We start from the raw sequence: 17,314 nt of genomic DNA, 5'->3' as shown, positions 1-17,314 counted from the left end.
GGAGAGGATGAGTATCGATGCTCATCCGCATGATGCCAGGGTGGAAAGCTTATAGTTCCAAGTCACCGTCGTGAATCTCGTGCCAGGGCAGTCCCTGCTCGCCGAGAACTTTCAAGAATGGATCCGGATCGAACTCCTCGACGTTGTATACGCCGGGTTTGCGCCAGATGCCTTTGAGGAACATCATGGCACCGGTCATGGCCGGCACGCCGGTGGTGTAGCTTACGCCCTGCATACCTGTCTCCTTGTAAGCGTCCTGATGCTTGCAGTTGTTATATATATAATAGGTGTGCTCCTTGCCGTCTTTGATGCCACGGATGCGGCAGCCGATGGAGGTCTCGCCGTCGTAGTTTTCGCCGAGGTCCTGCGGGTTGGGCAGTACGGCCTTGAGGAACTGCAGTGGTACGATGTTGACTTTCACCATCTTGCCCGAGCCGTCGGCGAGCGGTGCTTCATAGGTCACCTCGTCGATGCGCGACATGCCGAGGTTCTGAATGCAGTCGAGATAGGTCAGATATTGCTTTCCGAAGGTCATCCAGAAGCGTGCGCGGCGGATTGTCGGGAAGTTGATCACCAGGCTCTCCAGCTCCTCGTGGTGCATGAGATAGCTCTCGCGGGGACCGATGTTGGGGTAGGTGAGTGCCTTGTGCACGGCGAGCGGGTCAGTCTCGATCCATTTGCCGTTCTCGTAATAGAGACCTTTCTGTGTGATCTCGCGGATGTTGATTTCTGGGTTGAAGTTGGTGGCGAAAGCCTTGTGGTGGTTGCCGGCATTGCAGTCTACGATGTCGAGATCGATGATCTCGTCGAAGACATGCTTGGCAGCGTATGCGGTGAACACCTGGCTCACGCCCGGGTCGAAGCCGCAGCCGAGGATGGCGGTGAGCCCTGCCTTCTTGAATCGGTCGCGGTAAGCCCACTGCCAGCTGTACTCAAAGTGGGCCTCGTCCTTGGGTTCGTAGTTGGCGGTGTCGAGATAGTTGACGCCGCAGGCCAGACAGGCATCCATGATGGTCAGATCCTGATAGGGCAGGGCGAGGTTGATGACCAGTTCGGGCTTATAGCTGCCGATGAGCTGCTTGAGCTGCTCCACATCATCGGCATCGACCTCAGCGGTCTTGATGTCCATCTTATATCCTTTGTCGTGGATGGCCTTGACGAGTTTGTCGCATTTGTCCTTGTGGTGGCTGGCGATCATCAGCTCAGAGAAGACATCCTGGTTTTGTACCATCTTGAAGGCGCAGACCGTAGCTACGCCTCCGGCTCCAATCATTAATACTCTACTCATACTGTAATATATCTTTTTATTGTTTTTGTTTTGTAGTGAGCTCTTGGGTTCCGCTTCTTTGTCGGCTTAGTCCTCAGCCTTCAGCTCATCGGCCTTGATGCCGAGGGCGTTCATCAGTGAGTAGCCGAGAATCTCCTGCCGGAAATTGCCACCGGGCATGGGCTGCATGGCGAAGACGGTGACGCGCTTGTCGTCAGGAGCTTCGCGCAGGGCATGGCTCACGATGTCGTAGGTCTCACCTTCCTCGCCGTTGGGGATGATCATCAGCCGGCGCACCTCGTCGTGCTCAAGGATGGTGCGGATGGCATCCTGCAGGTAGTCGTCTTTGTCGACCATGCTGCCCGTGGGATAAGCGTTGACGAGGAACTCGCCGAGCTTGTCGTCGCGGAAAGCCTGGGCGTTGAGCTCTGTGTCGTAGACCGATGGCGAGAAATTGTCGAGCTGTTTCTTGCTTTTGTCGTGAATCAGAACCAGTTGGGTCTCGTGTGGCTTGCTGTCTTCGCGCAGTCCGCCGTCCAGGGCAATGTCCACGGCCCAGCGGCTGAGATCAGCCTTGGGGATGCGTCGGCCGATCATCCGCTCGAACTGTACGCTCAGGCGGAAGGCGACGAGGTCGATATAGTCGGCATCGGCAAGAATGATGTTTTCGCTAAGTTTTACGTTTTGGGTATTTGGCATGTTCATATTGCAAAGGTACAGCAAACGTCGGGAATATCAAAGGAAAATAGTGTTTATTTTTTGTTTCATTGATCCTTCTGCTTGTTGTCTGGCAGACTGTTGGCCAACGTATTGCAGCTTTGTACAAATGTGTTGAGATCTCTTTCGATCTGATGGTATTGTGGGGAGCGCAGGAAGCCGGCGTTTTTCTTGAGCATGGAGGTGATGTCGGCCAGGCTGTTGGTGTAACACGAGAGCTCGTTGCGGCGTTGGGTGCCGTGCACGCTTTCTCGGGCGATCTCACTCTGCCGTTGTCTGACGAGTTTGTCGCAGACCTTGCTGAGCATCGGCACGACGACCTTGTCGAAAAGGTGATGGCCCTGAATATACATGTAGGTGTTGTCGGGAGTGACCCCTAATTCTGTCAGGCTCACCTCTACTTGGTGATAGCTTTTCTTTTCGTTGGGATGGCTGCGCCATAGTTGCGCGACTTTCTTTTCTGCTTTGTTTTTGACTCTGCTGATGGGTTCCCAAGGGTTGGAAAGGGAAAAGCCGCCTGGCTCGATGATACGCAGAAAGTCGGTGAGCGTGAACTCGCTGTAGTGGGGGGTGCGGTAATACCAGATGTTCCAGACAAAGAGAGAATAGATGGCGCGGGAGTACTGTCGCAGATACTCTTCCATGTCGAAGATGCTGTGGTCGTTGAGCGTCACGGCGACACAGACTTCGTGGAGCGAAGGAGCGTAGCACTGCATGTTCTCGATGGCGTAGGCATAGGTGTGGAAGACGTAAGGATTGGAGATGACGGCACGCGAGGTCTCGGTCTTGCCCTGGATGAGATAGTCGTAGTCGGCGTCGACACAAGCGATCATGCTCTGTCCGGTCTTGCCGGAGAGCAAGCGCATGAGCACGGCTTTCTTGCCCCGCTCGAGATGCTGCATTCTCGATGGTAGCATGATCTCGAAATAGAGACTGTCGGTCTCAAACTGGCTGAGGATCTGCCGCCAGAAAAAGACGTCGTCGTAGCTTTCGACATAGGCAACGACTTTTTTGCGCGCGCGTTTGGACTGGAGCCGGTTTGCAGCCTCGAAATAGCTGGAGGTGAGGTTGTCTCTTAAACGTTTCACTTATAAGTTGAGAATTGAGAGTTGAAAAGTTGAGAGTTGAAGAGTTGAGAGTTATATCGCCCAACGGAATAGGGGGGCGAGGAACTCCGTAGATCTTTATAAAATTCAGATTATCAGCATATTCTCAACATCGGGCATGTTGCTTTGCAAGAGAGTTTTCTTTGGTTGTGATGATAATAGAGGTGAGGATCTTGATGATTTCAACTAAGTCATCATGGATGGATGCATATTCAGCCTGAGAGATATACTCTGTTGCTTGCAGTAGATCAAGCCAGTAATCGGTCTCGTGTGCTTCTTTGAGTGCGATACTCATCTTAGAGACAAAGTCTGCTTTGCTTTGTGCTTGTGTGCCCTCGCGCACATTAGCACCTATGCTTGTTCCGCTGCGCATTATCTGTTTAGAGATGCATTTCTCTTGTCGGCAGAGCAGATATTTTTGCAGTTTAATGATCCTTATTGCAAAGTTCCTGCTTTTATTATATATAATGCTATTCATAAAAGTTGAGAGTTGAAAGTTGAGAGAGTTGAGAGTTGAAAGCTGAGAGTTGAGAGAGTTGAGAGTTGAGAGAGTTGAGAGTTGAAAGCTGAGAGTTGAGAGAGTTGAGAGTTGAGAGAGTTGAGAGTTGAAAGCTGAGAGTTGAGAGAGTTGAGAGTTGAAAGCTGAGAGTATAGAGAGTTGCAAGTTGAGTGTGAGAATTGGAAGGATAGGGTAAGAGTCCGCTATGCGTATCTTTTATTTTGTAGCCCTCTGTCCTACGGTTGTATCAACTCTCAACTCTCAGCTTTCAACTCTCAACTTTCTCAACTCTCAACTCTCAACTCTCAACTTACCGTGATGTCGCTGACCTCGGTGACCTTGTCCATCCATCCGTTCATGATCACGGCGGGGGAGTGGGTAGTGAGGATGATCTGCACGTTGGGGTTGAGACGGAGGATGAGGTCGATGAGCTGTTTCTGCCATTCCACGTGCAGGCTCACCTCGGGCTCGTCCATGAAGAGCACATAGTTCTTCTGATCCTCCACGAGCACGGTGAGCAGGATGACGAGGATCTGCTTCTCGCCGCTGGAGAGCTGGTAGGGAAGGAGGGTCTCGCCGATCTGCGTGAACTTGATTTCGTTTTCCGTACGGATAATCTTCTTGCCGGTCTCGGCGAAGAGGCTGTCCATGATGTCCTGGAAGTCCTTCTTCGGTTGCGAGAGTGCCTGTGCCTTCTCTGCGGCGTCGGGCTCACCGCTCTGCAAGGTGGCGATGATGCGGTTGCCGATGTTGACCTGGTAGTCGAGATATTTCCTTTGCAACAGGAAGATCTGCCAGTCCATCTCGGTGGCGAGGGTAAGTCCCATCTTCGTCACCGCCTCTGAGTTGATGATCGGACGGTCGAAGCTGCGGATGATGTCGAAGCGGATAAGGCGCGCGTCCTCCGGCTCCACCTTCAGATGTACGCCCTTGAGCAGATGGCTGGGGAAGTCGCCGCCGGAAGAGAGACCTTTGACCACTTTGTTGAGAATGGTCGACTTGCCCACACCGTTGACTCCGCTGAGAATGTTGACCTGCCGGTCGAGGTCCCAGATGATATGCTTGCGCCCGCTCCAGAGGGCGTCGATCTCTATCTGCTTGATATAGTCTGCGTATTTCTGCATAGTTGTTTCGGTTTTTCTTTTGGCAAATATAAGGAAAATATCGGTAAGTTGTATCTCTGAAAGGCAATTATTAGTAACTTTGCATATGAATTTGACAATAATAAGAAAAGGAAAGAAAAGATGAAGGATAACCGTGTGCCCCTGCAGGCACATCTGAGTATGTTTGCTGCCGAGGCTATTTGGGGGCTGATGGCGCCGATCGGCAAGGCTGCGATGAACAGTGGTTTTGATGGCATCTCTGTGGTGTCGTTTCGTGTGGCGGGGGCTGCTCTGCTCTTTTGGGTGACCTCGCTGATAGGTCCGCGCGAGCATATTCCGGCGCGCGACATCGTGAAGTTGGCGGGCGCAGCATTGCTCGGCATCGTGTTTAACCAAGGACTGTACAACATAGGACTGAGTATCACCTCGCCCGTCAATGCCAGCATCGTCACCACGTCGATGCCTATCTTTGCCATGGTGCTTTCCTTCTTCATTCTCAAGGAACCGATCACGTGGAAGAAGGCACTTGGCGTGGCTATCGGTTGTGGTGGCGCGCTCATCCTCATCCTCAGCAGTGCGCACGCGGGAAGTGCGAAGGTCGGCAACATCCGCGGGGACCTGATGTGCTTCGGTGCACAGTTCTCTTTTGCCCTTTACCTGGCTCTCTTCAATCCGATTATACGTAAATATAATGTGTTCACGGTCAACAAGTGGATGTTCACGTGGGCTTCGCTCTTCGTCCTGCCGTTCACTTCCTGGCACGTCAGCCAGTTGCCGTGGACGACGTTCACGGCGGCCACGTGGTTAGAGGTGGGCTATGTGGTCGTCTTCGGTACGTTTGTCAGCTATCTGCTCAGCGTGGTGGCTCAGCGCGTGTTGCGGCCTACGGTGGTGAGCGTATATAATTATGTGCAACCTATCGTGTCGGTGATCGTCAGTGTGGCCGTGGGACTGAGTGTCTTCACGCTGCCTCAGGGCGTGGCCGTCATCCTGGTCTTCTCCGGTGTGTGGCTCGTCATTAAGTCAAAGTCGAAGAGAGACGAACAGAAGAATGTTGAGTGTTGAGTGATGAATGAAATGTGAGAGATAATTAGTTTGAAAGATGAGTGAGAAGAAAAGGCGGATGTCGGCAGCGATGACGTTCATTGTGCTCTTCGGCGTGGTGAGCTTGTTCTCGGATATGACCCATGAGAGTGCGAACAGCATACGTGGAGCGTTCCTCTCGTTGGCCGGTGCGTCGGCGACTGTCATTGGCTTTGTGTCGGGACTTGGTGAACTCGTGGGCTATGGCTTGCGCTATGTCTTCGGACGACTGACCGACCGGACACGTCGCTATTGGCCGATGGTGCTCTTCGGCTATGCGCTTGATGTGGTGGCTGTGCCGGCATTGGCACTCGTTGGCCGTCATGGTTGGGCGCTGGCGTGTGCGTTGCTCATCGTTCAGCGGTTGGGTAAAGCTATCAAAAAACCGGCGAAAGACACGGTGATGTCTTTCGCAGCCTCGCAGGAAGGGGTGGGGAAGAGTTTCGCCATCCAAGAGTTACTCGACCAAATCGGTGCCGTGCTCGGACCTCTGTTGCTCTATCTCATCATGCTCATTCAGCACCGCGACGACACGTTCAGCGACTACCGCACGTGCTTTGCCTTTCTCGCTATTCCTGGTGCCATCACCTTATTATTATTATGGCTGACGTACAAGCGCTTCCCGCATCCCGAGAACTTTGAGCCGGAACCGAAGGAGTATGTACCCTTTCGTGTCAGCAAGCGCTTCGTGGTGTATATCGTTGGCATCAGCCTCTTTGCCTTTGGCTTCGCCGACTACTCGCTGATCGTCATGCACTTCTCGCGTCAGCATCTCTTCACGGCTGCTGTCCTGCCGTTGCTTTATGCTTTGGCGATGCTCACCGATGCGGCTTCCGCCTTTGTCTTTGGCTGGCTTTTCGACCGTCATGCCCGTTTGTCGCTGGTTGTCTCCACATTAGTGGCCGCTCCCTTTGCTGTATTCGCTTTCTTGGGCGGTGACGTGACGAGCCTGCTTGTCGGAGGGACGAACACCGGCATTGCTTTGACTTGCGCTATCATCGGCGTGGTGCTGTGGGGCATTGGCATGGGTGCGCAGGAGTCCATCCTCAAGGCTTCCGTGGCTACAATGGTGCCTAAGCGCAGCCGTGCCACGGGTTACGGCATCTTTGAGTGCTGTTTCGGTGCTGCCTGGTTCTTGGGCAGTTGGCTTCTCGGTGTACTCTACGATCAGAGTCTCGTGGTCATGGTCGTTGTCAGCGTCGCCGCTCAGCTCCTTGCCGCAATCATGTTTTGGTGGAAGGTGCCAAAGGAGGAATAACTTATAGGAATATGATGTCATAGATAGGCAGATAGGTGATACCTTGCTCCTGATAAATGCGACGCTCATTGGAGAGTACAAAGGCTTGGTGGATGTTGTATTCACTGATGCTGAGGAAACGGTCCAAGGCACTGTGCACCTTGTAGTCCTTACCAGACTTCACCTCAATGGGGACGACGGACAGATGCTGCTGGTCGTCGATGAGATAATCCACTTCGCCCAACTTCTTATTGTCATAATAGAACAGTCCATGTCCATGTGCCCGCAGTTCTTGTGCCACTACAGACTCATAGACTGATCCCAAGTTGATGCTGGCGATGTCTTTCAGAATAGGCATTATGTTTGTGCCATAGAGCACGTCGGTGAGTAGCCCCACATCGTTGAGGTAGAGCTTTAGCAGATTCTTACCGCTGTTCTGTACCAAGGGATAGCTTGGCTTGCTGATGGCTTTCACTTCCAGTGCTACTCCGGAAGAGATAAGGTATTCAAATTCATCGAGGTAGTCGGTCATGCGCTTGCCTTGCTTCCCTTCTATGTCTTTGGCAACGATTCGTTTCTTTTTGTTTTCCATGTTGGACGGAATCATGCGGTAGATACGCATGATCTGTAGCTTGCGTGCAGATTCCTGTTCGTATTTAGCGGCATCATCACCATAGAGTTCGTGGATGTCAGTCTGTATCTGTCGCGTTTCCACGATATTCTGAGTAGAGAGAAAGGTGTTGACGGCATCGGGCATGCCACCGGTAAGCAGATAGGAGCGGAAGAGAGACATCAGCTTCGTATGAATGCTTTCGGGTAGAGAACGCCTATTCTCATAGCTCTCTTTCATGGCTTGGATGAGTGGCTCGCCCACACCGTTGGCCCAAAGAAACTCTTCGAAGTCAAGTGGATACATGTGCTCGCGTATAATGCTTCCAATAGGGATGGACTGCGTCTTCTTCAGCGTGACGCCCAAGAGAGAACCGCTGGCTATAAAGGTGAACCGACGGTCCGACATGAGAAATTTCACTAAGGTGAGCAGATGGTTGTAAGCTTGGATTTCATCGATGAAGACAAGTGTATTCGCCCGGTCTTTCATCCTGTCACCGGCCACCACGCTTAGTGCAAGATAGAAGTCTTTCACGGTCTTTGCCTCGGCAAAGATACGGTCGCCTAACTTGTCGGCTTCCATGTTTATCTCGATGTAGTTGGGAAACAACTCTTTACCCACTTGCCGAATGATAAATGACTTGCCTACCTGCCGTGCTCCATCGATGATCATCATCTTGTTGGAATCACTTGATAAATAAGCTCTTATGTCTTGCTCTATTTTCCTTCGTAATGCCATAGATACACTTTTCCTTGGTTTTTACCCTTGCAAAAATACACTTTTCCTACGAAATAAGCAAGCGAAAACTATACTTTTCCTGCATTTTGGGACCTCTAAAACTACACTTTTCCTAAAATTGGGGCAACAACCTTCTTGTCTTGGCAAAGACAAGAAGGTTTTGCTACACCCTGTGATAGGTCTCGCTGAATGGCTGGCGATAGCGGTCGCCCCATACACCATCAGGTTGGCGGATGCCGCAAGTGATGACCATGTTGATCTCTACTTTACGGGGTAAGCCGAGGGCCTTCTTGACCAGCAGGCTGTCAAAGCCTTCCAACGGACACGTGTCGTAGCCTGCCTCGCTCATGGCCAGCATAAACGTTTGTGCAGCCAAGGCACAGCTCTTATGTACGACGACGCGTATGTCTCCCTCCGATACCTGGCGTACGATGGGACGGCTCAGACCAATGAGTTGGGCCAGCAGTTTGCGCAATAATCCCCATAGGCCGAAGCCGCGCGAGTAGAGGAAGGGCATGACCTTGCCGTAGTAGGTGTCCCATTTCTTGATGCGCTTCTCCTGCTTCTCCTTCGGAGCATGACGTCGTTGGTTGCCCTCCTCAAACTTACGGGCGGCTTCGGCGTGCTGCTTATAGAGGTCCTGGCGTGTGACGAAAACCACCATCTCCTGGGCTGAGCGTGCCGAGAGCTGGTCGAGGCAGGCGTGGGCGAGCTTCTCTAACACCGCTTTGTCCGTGACGTGATAAGCCTCCCACAACTGCATGTTGGAACTCGTCGGTGCCAGCGTTGCCATCCTGATGCATTCTTTCACCCGTTCCGGGTCAAGCGGCTTCTCAGGGTCGTAGTGACGAATGGCGCGACGATGGTCTAAAATCTCTTGTAAACTCATGGTTATTTGCTTTATGTGTTACTGATGAGTGGCAACTATGCCGTTGCCCTACATTCTATTCCTCAGTAAAGTTAGGTATAAATAGTCTTTCCGCCAAACGAAAGCATCATTTTCTGTTGAAAAAGAGCATCTTTTTAGTATTTCCTGTCATCAATTGTAGGTTGGGAAGGTGGCCTTAGCTTTGGTAGCTCTGCTGGTGGATTTGGGGAGAAAATTGCACCTAACATGCGAAAAAGCGTAGGGCTCGGTCTTCTGTGTGCTTGAAAAAGAGTATCTTTGTAAATATGCTTATCAAGTTGAACGGGAAATTTTAGCGCGGGGGGTTAACATTCTCTTCGCTGAAGGGTATTGATAATAAAAAAACACAAGACAGACGATGGACAGACAACACGTTGAACAGCTCTTCCGCCAGCACTACCGCCACATGTATGCCGTGGCCTGCTCCCTGCTCTACGATGGGCAGGAGAGCGAGGACGTAGTGAGCGAGGTCTTCGCCCAGCTACTGGAGAGCGACACCGAGCTGCTACCCGTCTCAGCCGAAGGCTACCTGATGGTGGCCGTACGCAACCGCTGTCTGAAACGGCTGCGCGATAAGAGCAACCGCGAGCGCATTCTCCGCCTCTATACCGACGAACTGCACGACGGTGATGACTGGCTGGACGACGAGCGACGACTCAAACAGCTGCGCCAACTCGCCCACACACTGCTCTCACCACAGGAACTGCACCTCTTCACCCTGCGCTTCCTCGACGGCAAGGACTATAGAGCTATCTGCGCCGAGACGAGCACGAGCCGCATCGCCGTGTGGAAACATCTGTCGCACATCGTCAAAGTGTTGAAAGAAAACATCAATACCCCGGAGCCATGAACTATTCAGACGAAGAGAAAATCAAGCGTCTCCTTGACGCACAGGAGCACCCCGAACACTACACCGACGAGGAGCTCTGTGAAATCATACGCGATGCCCGACCGCTTGCCCAGTTGAAACGTGCCCTCGCGAAAGAGCGGGCCGAAGACGAAGACATCGATGTGGAAAAAGCATGGAAAGCATTCAGCCAGTCACATCCCGAGAGCTCTCATCCGCTTTCCCGCCATCGCATTCCCCGCTGGCTGCGTGTGGCAGCTGTCTTCCTCGGCTGTGTCCTCCTTGCTGGTGTGACCTTTGCCGCTATGACACGGCTGGGCTGGATTCAAAGTCCTTTTGCCGCAGAGAAGCCGGAAGTGGCGCAGCACGCTCCCGTCACAGCGGCGTTGCGTGACACCACCGCCACCGCCGACAGCATTACGCCAAAGCAGGAGACGAAGAAGCCGGCGCCCGTTGTCAAGGTCTTCGACAACACCACTTTGTCCGACATCCTCTCTGCGATGGGGCAGTACTACGGATTGAAGGTCGTCTACAGCACCGCAACCGCCAAGGCCATCCGCCTGCACTTTGAGTGGGACCAGGCTAAGTCCGTTGATGCCAACATTGCCATCCTCAACGGCTTCCAGCAGATTTCCATTACACGTAATGGTGACACCCTTAACGTAGAATAGCTATGAGAAAGATATACCTATTATTATATATTCTCCTGTTAGGTGCCGTCCAAGTCCGTGCCCAGCGTGTGAGCCGCGACTTCCGCAACGTGACGATGCCCACGGCCCTGCAGCAGCTCGGTGGCATGACCCATCGCTACACCATCAACTTCATCTACAACGACTTGGAAGACTTTCACGTGACGGCATCAATCAAGGGCGCAACCATTCCCGAGGCCATCCGCCATCTCATCGGCTTCTATCCCATCTCGATGACGATGGTGGGCGACAGCATCATCAACGTGGAGTGCTCGCAGAAGACAGTGTTGAGGTACAAAGGCCGCGTGGTCGACGACAAGGGGGAGCCCGCCGAGTATGCCAACGTGGTGTTGCGCTCGCCCGCCGACTCCTCGTTTCTTGCCGGTGGCGTGAGCAACGAGAGTGGCTATTTCGTCATTCCCTGCAATGCCCGGCGCGTCATCGCCAAGGTGACCTATGTGGGCTACAAGTCTAAGCTGTGGACTGCCGCCTCGCCCGATCTCGGCACAATACGCCTGCAAGCTGACCGCTATACGCTGAAAGGCGTGACGGTACAGGGGCATAAGCTCAGTTACAAGCCTTCGCCAAACGGATTGAGTGTAATGGTGAAAGGTTCTCAACTAGAGCAATTCGGCTCAGCGAAAGAGATGATCAAGCACCTGCCCCTTGTCATGGGTGACGGCACTGTGGCCGGACATGGCACTCCGCAGATATACATCAACAACAAGCTGGTGCGCGATGCCAGCGAACTGGAGCGACTGCAATCCGCTGAGGTGCTGTCAGCGGAGATTATCACACGCCCTGGTGCGGAGTATGCCTCCGACGTGACATCCGTTATCCGATTGAAGACCGTTCGCCGGCAAGGCGAGGGCTGGAGCGGAAGCCTATGGGGAAACTTTGGGAAAAGCAAAGGGATGCTTGCTACAGCTAATGCTTCGCTCAACTACCGTCTGCGTAATGGCATGGACTTCTTTATCCGTGCCAATGCCGCAGATAGCAAAGGCCGTATCACGGCCACGTCTAATGATCAATTAAAGGCTACCGACACATGGGACTACCATAGCCGCAGCAAGTGGAGAAATGATTATAAGTTTATTTACGGTGATGTGGGTTGGAACTGGGAAATCAACGACAGGCATTCGCTTGGCCTTACCTATTCTGCCACAGGCACTGTCAAGGGAAAAAGAACCATCACAAAGACAGAGCAGGTGTGGCGCAATGGTGAGCATTTCAGTGATGACGACAATCAAAGCGTCACCAAGTCGAAACCTAATTTGGCTAACAGCGTCAACACCTACTATGTGGGCAGATTGGGTAAGTGGGGAATCGATTTCAGTGCCGATTACTATGGAAGCCACACTGACATGGATATGGCCGGCGGTACTGACGACTCTTCGGTTAGTAGCAACACGAGCACGAGGAGCAACTTGTGGGCCGAGAAGCTCACGGTCTCGGCGCCGATGCCCGCTGGAACGTTCTCCTTCGGTGAAGAGACTTCCTATACCAACAGAAAAGCAGATTTCACACAGAGCGGATTTTCTGCTGACACTCATATCCGGCAACGCACTGCTATCTGGTCACTCTATGCAAACTATGCGCTCCCCATTGGCAAGAAGTTGAATTTCTCGGCTTCTTTGAGGCTTCAGAACGAACACAACCGCTATGATGTGGATGGTAAGAAAGACGACGAGCTAAGCCACGATTATCATGTGCTTATCCCCAAATTATCAATGAGCTATGCTGACGACGGGTGGCAGCACTCGTTAGCATTTGCCACATACCGGTACAATCCGCCTTATTCGATCATGTCGTCCTCGGTGAACTACCGTAGCAAATACGAGTACGATACGGGCAACCCCTTCTTGCAACCCATGACTACGTATTATCTTTCGTGGACGACAGTATGGAAATGGATGACGGTGGAAGCCTATTACGCTTATATCAAAAACTCATTCCGCACCTTTCAAACGGCTTACGACGATGTGAGTCATCCCGGCGTCATCATCACAGACTACCGCAACACGCCAAAGACACAAAACTACGGGGTGACACTTAATACCTCGCCTACCTTAGGCATTTGGCATCTTAACTACACCGCTAGGCTCTTTTTCTCAGATGCCGACTTGGCTCCCATGGGCATCACGCACTATTGGAATGGACTTTGTACGCAGTTCAGACTTGACAACACGTTCACACTGCCCTATAACTGGACAGCGAACATCACTGCGAGCCTCACGCCTTATAACAAGTCTAATGTAGCTATAACTAAGACGGTGGCCAGTGTAGACCTCCGTATTTCCAAACAGTGGCTAAAGAGTAAGAATATTCAACTCTCGCTTTATGCCAACGATATTTTCCACACCAATTACAAGGAGATGACGGCCTATGGAGGCATTAACGTCCGTACTCAGTTCAAAGAATACGACAGTACACAGTGCGTGGGTATTGAGTTCACTTACAGTTTCAATACTGTACGCAGCCGTTACAAAGGCATACGCGCAGGTAGTGAAGAGAAAAATAGACTGTGAGAATGCCAAAAGAAGCTTGTGTTATAAAAGCTATGCCACATGTTCATCGTGCGGCATAGCCTTACTTTGTTAATCATAACTAAAACTTTGGCTCTTTCCTGTCTTTTTATAAATCGTAATTTATAAATTCGCTATATTTGTGGAAAGTTTTAATTACGATTTATGGATTATGCTTTGTAGAGAAACTGGCGTAACACCGCAATGATGTTAAGCCTATTTAAGCCTTGGCGTTAAGGATGTATAAGCCGAAAGGCTTGGGACTCTTGCTTTTTCGGCCTACCTTTGCAGTGAGAAAAACTAATGAGAGATGGAAAGAAAGGTAATGATACTGATGCTCTGCATGGCAGCGACTGCTGCTTATGCGCAGACAGACGGAGCGGGCACAGCCACAAGCTCTGCCGACTCACTACGTATGGACAGCATCATCCACGCCCTGCCAGAGGTGATGGTCAAAGGCGAGCGCCCTATCGTGAAGGTGGTGGGCAGCAAGCTGACCTACGATATGCCGTTGCTGCTTAAGAAAGAAAGCGCTGACAATGTCTATGACGCGCTGAAGCTCATCCCCGGCGTGACTGACAACAATGGTACGCTCACACTTGCAGGCAATGCCTTCAACGTGCTGATCAACGGCAAGCACTATCAGATGGATGCCGCTCAACTCAATGCCTTGCTGAAGAGTCTTCCCGCTAACAGATTGAAGCATGCCGAAGTGATGTACACCACACCTGCCCGCTACGAGGTGCGTGGAGCGAGCATCAACCTCGACATCGCCTCCGACAGTTCGCAGCCCGACGGATGGCAGGGAGAACTCACGGGAGCCTGGAACCAGGAACACGAGGCGATGTGGAGCGGAAAGACCGGACTGGTCTATCATAAAGGAAAACTCGACTTCGATGTGAACTATCAACACAATAATGGCAAGACCTACGGAACAACGGACGAGACTTCGCTCCATCATCTTGACGACGGGACGACACACGACATTGAGACGCACGAGGCGCAGCGCAGCCGCGATCACGAGCATCTGTGGCGTATGGGACTTGACTATGCCTTTACCGACAATCATCGGCTGAGTCTGAGCTACACCGGTAACTACGACACGGAACACGCACGCGAAGACGTGACGGGTAACGTGATGGCGACCAATGCTTATCGGACGAGAAAGACCATGCACGACGTGATGCTCGACTACCAGTTGCCTACAGGCACGAAGGTCAACGTGGAATACACCTATTATAATACGCCCTCGACACAGCATCTCATCAGCACGCTGCCTACGGGTGAGCTCCACTTCGATACCGACGAGCACCAGCGCATCAATCGCTGGAAGTTCCATCTTGGACAAGAGCACAGCCTTGCGGGCGGATGGGGACTCAACTACGGCGTGCGCTATAGTCTGACCAATGACCACAGTTGGCAGACATTTCTGCCTACGGGCAGCAACACCGCCGCCAGTCCCACCAATTCATACAGTCGCCAGAACGAGGACATCGTCAACGTCTATGCTGGTACCAACGGCAAGATAGGGGAGAAGCTCGACTTCGAGGTCTCGCTGGCTGCCGAATATTATCACTCACCGGCCTGGCATCAGTGGAATGTCTATCCCACGCTCTCGCTGACCTACATGCCCAGCAGCGGCCACATGCTTCTGCTCAACGTCAGTAGCGACAAGAAGTTCCCGGACTATTGGACACTGCAAAACTTCACGTCGTTCAGTAATGGCGGCTACAACGAAGTGGTGGGCAATCCGAGCCTCAAGCCTTCGAGCAACTATCAGACACAGTTGGTCTATGTGCTGCACAACAAATACCAGTTCGTGGCATGGTTCAACTACACCGATGACTACTTCACGCAGACACCTTACCAGCGCCATGATCGGCTGACCGTGCAATACAAGTTTCTCAACTTCGACTACTCGCAGCAGTGGGGCTTGCAGGCTTCCGTGCCTCAGCGCTTCGGCAACTGGCTCGACAGCCGTCTTACTGTTCTCGGTGTGTGGATGAAGGAGAAATGCTCGGCGTTTTACGACATCCCCTTCAACCGCGACATCGCTTGGGTGATGGCCAGCCTGCGCAACAACTTCACCCTTGTCCCCAACCATCTCTATCTCAATCTCGACGGCATGATACGCTCCAAGGCTCATCAGGCAATCTACGATCTGCCTTCTTCGGGCAATGTCGACCTTGGACTGAAATATATCTTCAGGAAGAAGCGTGCCACGCTCCATGTGTTCTGCAACGACCTCTTTGAGACTTCCGTCATCGACCCTGTCATCCGCTTCGGCAACCAGAATATGAAGATGGACTTCTCGTGCTACCGGCAGGTGGGCGTGTCGCTGGTCTATAGGTTCGGAGGATACAAGGACAAGAGCAAAGAGGTAGACACGGCGCGGTTCAAGCAGTGATGCTAAGCAGGAGGATGCTGCAAAGCGGGCGGATGCTGCAAAGCAGCATCTTACAGAACTGTGCCATACCCTCACTGCGGCACATTATAGAGAAGGAAGGGCCGGAAATAAGCAGAAAAAGTGTTATCTTTGCGTGTATGAAGTGGAAACGAAACCTTATCGCCATTGCCATAGCACTGTCGGCGGTCATCGGCCTGCTGTGTTTTTGGCTTTTCCGACAGTACAACATGCAGCACGCACGGATGCGCCAACAACTTGATGACGCCATCGCCGAATGCGACTATGAAGAGCTGCTGATCCGAGGTCAGCGGCTCTACCATAAGCAGATGACGGCAGAGTATGCCATTGGTGATCAGGATAAACACCAGGAAACGTTGTGGAAAGCGATACGTATCGAACGGAAAGGAAACGTTGTCAAGAAGACCACGATAGAGAAATACAAGGTCGTGAAATCTGACAGTGCTAAGAACGGAAAGGAGAAAATACTATCTCTCGACACTGCCAGATCCCATCCCTTCGCCTCCATCATCAAAGAGATGCGTAGAGGTTTGCATGAGGTGGTGGACACCGCTGCCCTACCGGACGTGGCTACTTTCTATAATCTGCTGGACGCGAAGATGGCCGCTTGTGGTATGGAAGGAACAATGAAGGTAGAACTGTGGAAAGACAATCGGATGATTACGCATACAGAAAGGATTGGCTACAGTCACAACCACGCTGTGGAGATTGCCCGGTTGCAATGGGACGTAGACGGTCATACGCTTAGCTACCGCGTGTTTTGTGTACCCTTGGGGTGGATCGTGCTTAGCAACATGGAGGGTGTCATCGGCCTATCGGTGGTCGTCATCCTTTTGTTGTTAATGGTGTTCTGGATGTTGGGACGTACCATCCGGGAGTTGCAAGCTGTCGACGAGATGAAGAGCGACTTTGTCAACAACATGACGCACGAGTTGAAAACACCGGTCTCTGTGGCATACGCCGCCAACGATGCACTGCTCAACTTTGGTCAGTCGTTGCCGAAAGAGAAGCGGACTGAATACCTAAAGATAGCCTTGCAACAACTGAAGAAGCTCGGACAACTCGTGGAGCAGATCCTTCAGATGACCATGGAACGGCGCACGACATTGCAGCTCGATATGCAGCAAGTCGATGTGTCGCCCATAGTGGGAAGCCTTGTTGAGGAGTATCGCTTGAAGACCGATAAGCCCGTGGCTTTCCATATTGTAGGTGGCGACAACCATCCTATGGTATTTGCCGACGCGGCTCAGTTGCAGCATGTGTTAGGCAACCTCATAGACAATGCCTTGAAATACTCAGGAACCACGGTTGATATTACCATCAGTCTGTCTGATGGGGTTATTACCGTGGCAGATAATGGTATCGGTATTGCCAAGGAGAAGCTGGACTATATTTTCGACAAGTTCTACCGTGTGCCGCAGGGCAACCTTCACGATGTGAAGGGCTATGGTCTGGGGCTCTATTACGTGCGCAATATCATGGAGCGCATGGGTGGCGAGGTCAGCGTCAGAAGTACGTTGGGGAAAGGCACGGAGTTCATATTGATGTTCGGTCAATAAGT

General features: G+C 52.1%; 14 protein-coding genes. 7 read left to right on the top strand and 7 right to left on the bottom strand.

Annotated elements, in window-relative coordinates; genetic code table 11:
* Positions 1 to 49: 49 nt before the first annotated feature.
* From FYJ73_RS09735 to FYJ73_RS09715, 5 genes are all read right to left on the bottom strand, one after another.
* Positions 50 to 1,288, bottom strand: coding sequence for a saccharopine dehydrogenase family protein (locus FYJ73_RS09735; protein ID WP_154534530.1), 1,239 nt, complete (start codon positions 1,286 to 1,288; stop codon positions 50 to 52).
* 66 nt (positions 1,289 to 1,354) lie between these two features.
* Complete coding sequence (locus FYJ73_RS09730) at positions 1,355 to 1,972, bottom strand: DUF6621 family protein (RefSeq protein ID WP_154534529.1); 618 nt, start codon at positions 1,970 to 1,972, stop codon at positions 1,355 to 1,357.
* Positions 1,973 to 2,031: 59 nt separating this feature from the next.
* Entirely contained in the window at positions 2,032 to 3,072 is a 1,041-nt protein-coding gene (locus FYJ73_RS09725; protein WP_336509595.1) for a DUF4435 domain-containing protein, read from the bottom strand.
* 124 nt (positions 3,073 to 3,196) lie between these two features.
* Positions 3,197 to 3,568 (bottom strand): four helix bundle protein, encoded by a 372-nt coding sequence (locus FYJ73_RS09720; RefSeq protein ID WP_154534528.1) that lies wholly within the window; start codon positions 3,566 to 3,568, stop codon positions 3,197 to 3,199.
* A gap of 326 nt (positions 3,569 to 3,894) precedes the next feature.
* Positions 3,895 to 4,713, bottom strand: a complete 819-nt coding sequence (locus tag FYJ73_RS09715; protein WP_154534527.1) for an AAA family ATPase — start codon at positions 4,711 to 4,713, stop codon at positions 3,895 to 3,897.
* A 120-nt stretch (positions 4,714 to 4,833) separates the two neighbouring features.
* On the opposite strand from FYJ73_RS09715, the gene FYJ73_RS09710 reads away from it, so the two are divergent.
* Positions 4,834 to 5,757 carry a DMT family transporter gene (locus FYJ73_RS09710; RefSeq protein ID WP_154534526.1) on the top strand — a complete coding sequence of 308 codons (924 nt, stop codon included), beginning with the start codon at positions 4,834 to 4,836 and terminating at the stop codon, positions 5,755 to 5,757.
* Positions 5,758 to 5,794: 37 nt separating this feature from the next.
* Positions 5,795 to 7,033 carry an MFS transporter gene (locus FYJ73_RS09705; RefSeq protein WP_154534525.1) on the top strand — a complete coding sequence of 413 codons (1,239 nt, stop codon included), beginning with the start codon at positions 5,795 to 5,797 and terminating at the stop codon, positions 7,031 to 7,033.
* 1 nt (position 7,034) lies between these two features.
* Here FYJ73_RS09705 and FYJ73_RS09700 read toward each other — a convergent pair whose 3' ends face one another.
* Both FYJ73_RS09700 and FYJ73_RS09695 read right to left on the bottom strand, forming a co-directional pair.
* Positions 7,035 to 8,297: an ATP-binding protein gene (locus tag FYJ73_RS09700; protein WP_235899310.1), complete on the bottom strand. Its 1,263-nt coding sequence runs from the start codon at positions 8,295 to 8,297 to the stop codon at positions 7,035 to 7,037.
* A 226-nt stretch (positions 8,298 to 8,523) separates the two neighbouring features.
* Positions 8,524 to 9,249: a nitroreductase family protein gene (locus FYJ73_RS09695; RefSeq protein WP_154534523.1), complete on the bottom strand. Its 726-nt coding sequence runs from the start codon at positions 9,247 to 9,249 to the stop codon at positions 8,524 to 8,526.
* A 376-nt stretch (positions 9,250 to 9,625) separates the two neighbouring features.
* On the opposite strand from FYJ73_RS09695, the gene FYJ73_RS09690 reads away from it, so the two are divergent.
* The 5 genes from FYJ73_RS09690 (at position 9,626) to FYJ73_RS09670 (ending at position 17,312) form a co-directional block, all read left to right on the top strand.
* Positions 9,626 to 10,117, top strand: coding sequence for an RNA polymerase sigma factor (locus tag FYJ73_RS09690; RefSeq protein WP_154534522.1), 492 nt, complete (start codon positions 9,626 to 9,628; stop codon positions 10,115 to 10,117).
* Positions 10,114 to 10,785: a DUF4974 domain-containing protein gene (locus FYJ73_RS09685; RefSeq protein ID WP_154534521.1), complete on the top strand. Its 672-nt coding sequence runs from the start codon at positions 10,114 to 10,116 to the stop codon at positions 10,783 to 10,785. The genes FYJ73_RS09690 and FYJ73_RS09685 overlap by 4 nt, the downstream gene beginning before the upstream one ends.
* 2 nt (positions 10,786 to 10,787) lie before the next feature.
* On the top strand, positions 10,788 to 13,331 hold the full coding sequence (locus FYJ73_RS09680) for an outer membrane beta-barrel family protein (RefSeq protein WP_154534520.1): 2,544 nt from the start codon (positions 10,788 to 10,790) through the stop codon (positions 13,329 to 13,331).
* A 307-nt stretch (positions 13,332 to 13,638) separates the two neighbouring features.
* A complete protein-coding gene (locus tag FYJ73_RS09675; protein WP_154534519.1) occupies positions 13,639 to 15,735 on the top strand; it encodes an outer membrane beta-barrel family protein in 2,097 nt (698 codons plus the stop codon).
* A gap of 137 nt (positions 15,736 to 15,872) precedes the next feature.
* Positions 15,873 to 17,312 carry a sensor histidine kinase gene (locus FYJ73_RS09670; protein WP_206081758.1) on the top strand — a complete coding sequence of 480 codons (1,440 nt, stop codon included), beginning with the start codon at positions 15,873 to 15,875 and terminating at the stop codon, positions 17,310 to 17,312.
* Positions 17,313 to 17,314: the final 2 nt, after the last annotated feature.

The organism is Hallella mizrahii (assembly GCF_009695775.1).
GTDB lineage: Bacteria > Bacteroidota > Bacteroidia > Bacteroidales > Bacteroidaceae > Prevotella > Prevotella mizrahii.
The sequence above is the reverse complement of the archived record's forward strand: the minus strand, read 5'-3'. Positions and strand labels throughout refer to the sequence as shown.

Coding starts and splice junctions, on each gene's coding strand:
- FYJ73_RS09735 (WP_154534530.1), bottom strand. CDS start 1,288: ATGAGTAGAGTATTAATGATTGGAGCCGGAGGCGTAGCTACGGTCTGC.
- FYJ73_RS09730 (WP_154534529.1), bottom strand. CDS start 1,972: ATGAACATGCCAAATACCCAAAACGTAAAACTTAGCGAAAACATCATT.
- FYJ73_RS09720 (WP_154534528.1), bottom strand. CDS start 3,568: ATGAATAGCATTATATATAATAAAAGCAGGAACTTTGCAATAAGGATC.
- FYJ73_RS09715 (WP_154534527.1), bottom strand. CDS start 4,713: ATGCAGAAATACGCAGACTATATCAAGCAGATAGAGATCGACGCCCTC.
- FYJ73_RS09710 (WP_154534526.1), top strand. CDS start 4,834: ATGAAGGATAACCGTGTGCCCCTGCAGGCACATCTGAGTATGTTTGCT.
- FYJ73_RS09705 (WP_154534525.1), top strand. CDS start 5,795: ATGAGTGAGAAGAAAAGGCGGATGTCGGCAGCGATGACGTTCATTGTG.
- FYJ73_RS09700 (WP_235899310.1), bottom strand. CDS start 8,297: ATGATGATCATCGATGGAGCACGGCAGGTAGGCAAGTCATTTATCATT.
- FYJ73_RS09695 (WP_154534523.1), bottom strand. CDS start 9,249: ATGAGTTTACAAGAGATTTTAGACCATCGTCGCGCCATTCGTCACTAC.
- FYJ73_RS09690 (WP_154534522.1), top strand. CDS start 9,626: ATGGACAGACAACACGTTGAACAGCTCTTCCGCCAGCACTACCGCCAC.
- FYJ73_RS09685 (WP_154534521.1), top strand. CDS start 10,114: ATGAACTATTCAGACGAAGAGAAAATCAAGCGTCTCCTTGACGCACAG.
- FYJ73_RS09680 (WP_154534520.1), top strand. CDS start 10,788: ATGAGAAAGATATACCTATTATTATATATTCTCCTGTTAGGTGCCGTC.
- FYJ73_RS09675 (WP_154534519.1), top strand. CDS start 13,639: ATGGAAAGAAAGGTAATGATACTGATGCTCTGCATGGCAGCGACTGCT.
- FYJ73_RS09670 (WP_206081758.1), top strand. CDS start 15,873: ATGAAGTGGAAACGAAACCTTATCGCCATTGCCATAGCACTGTCGGCG.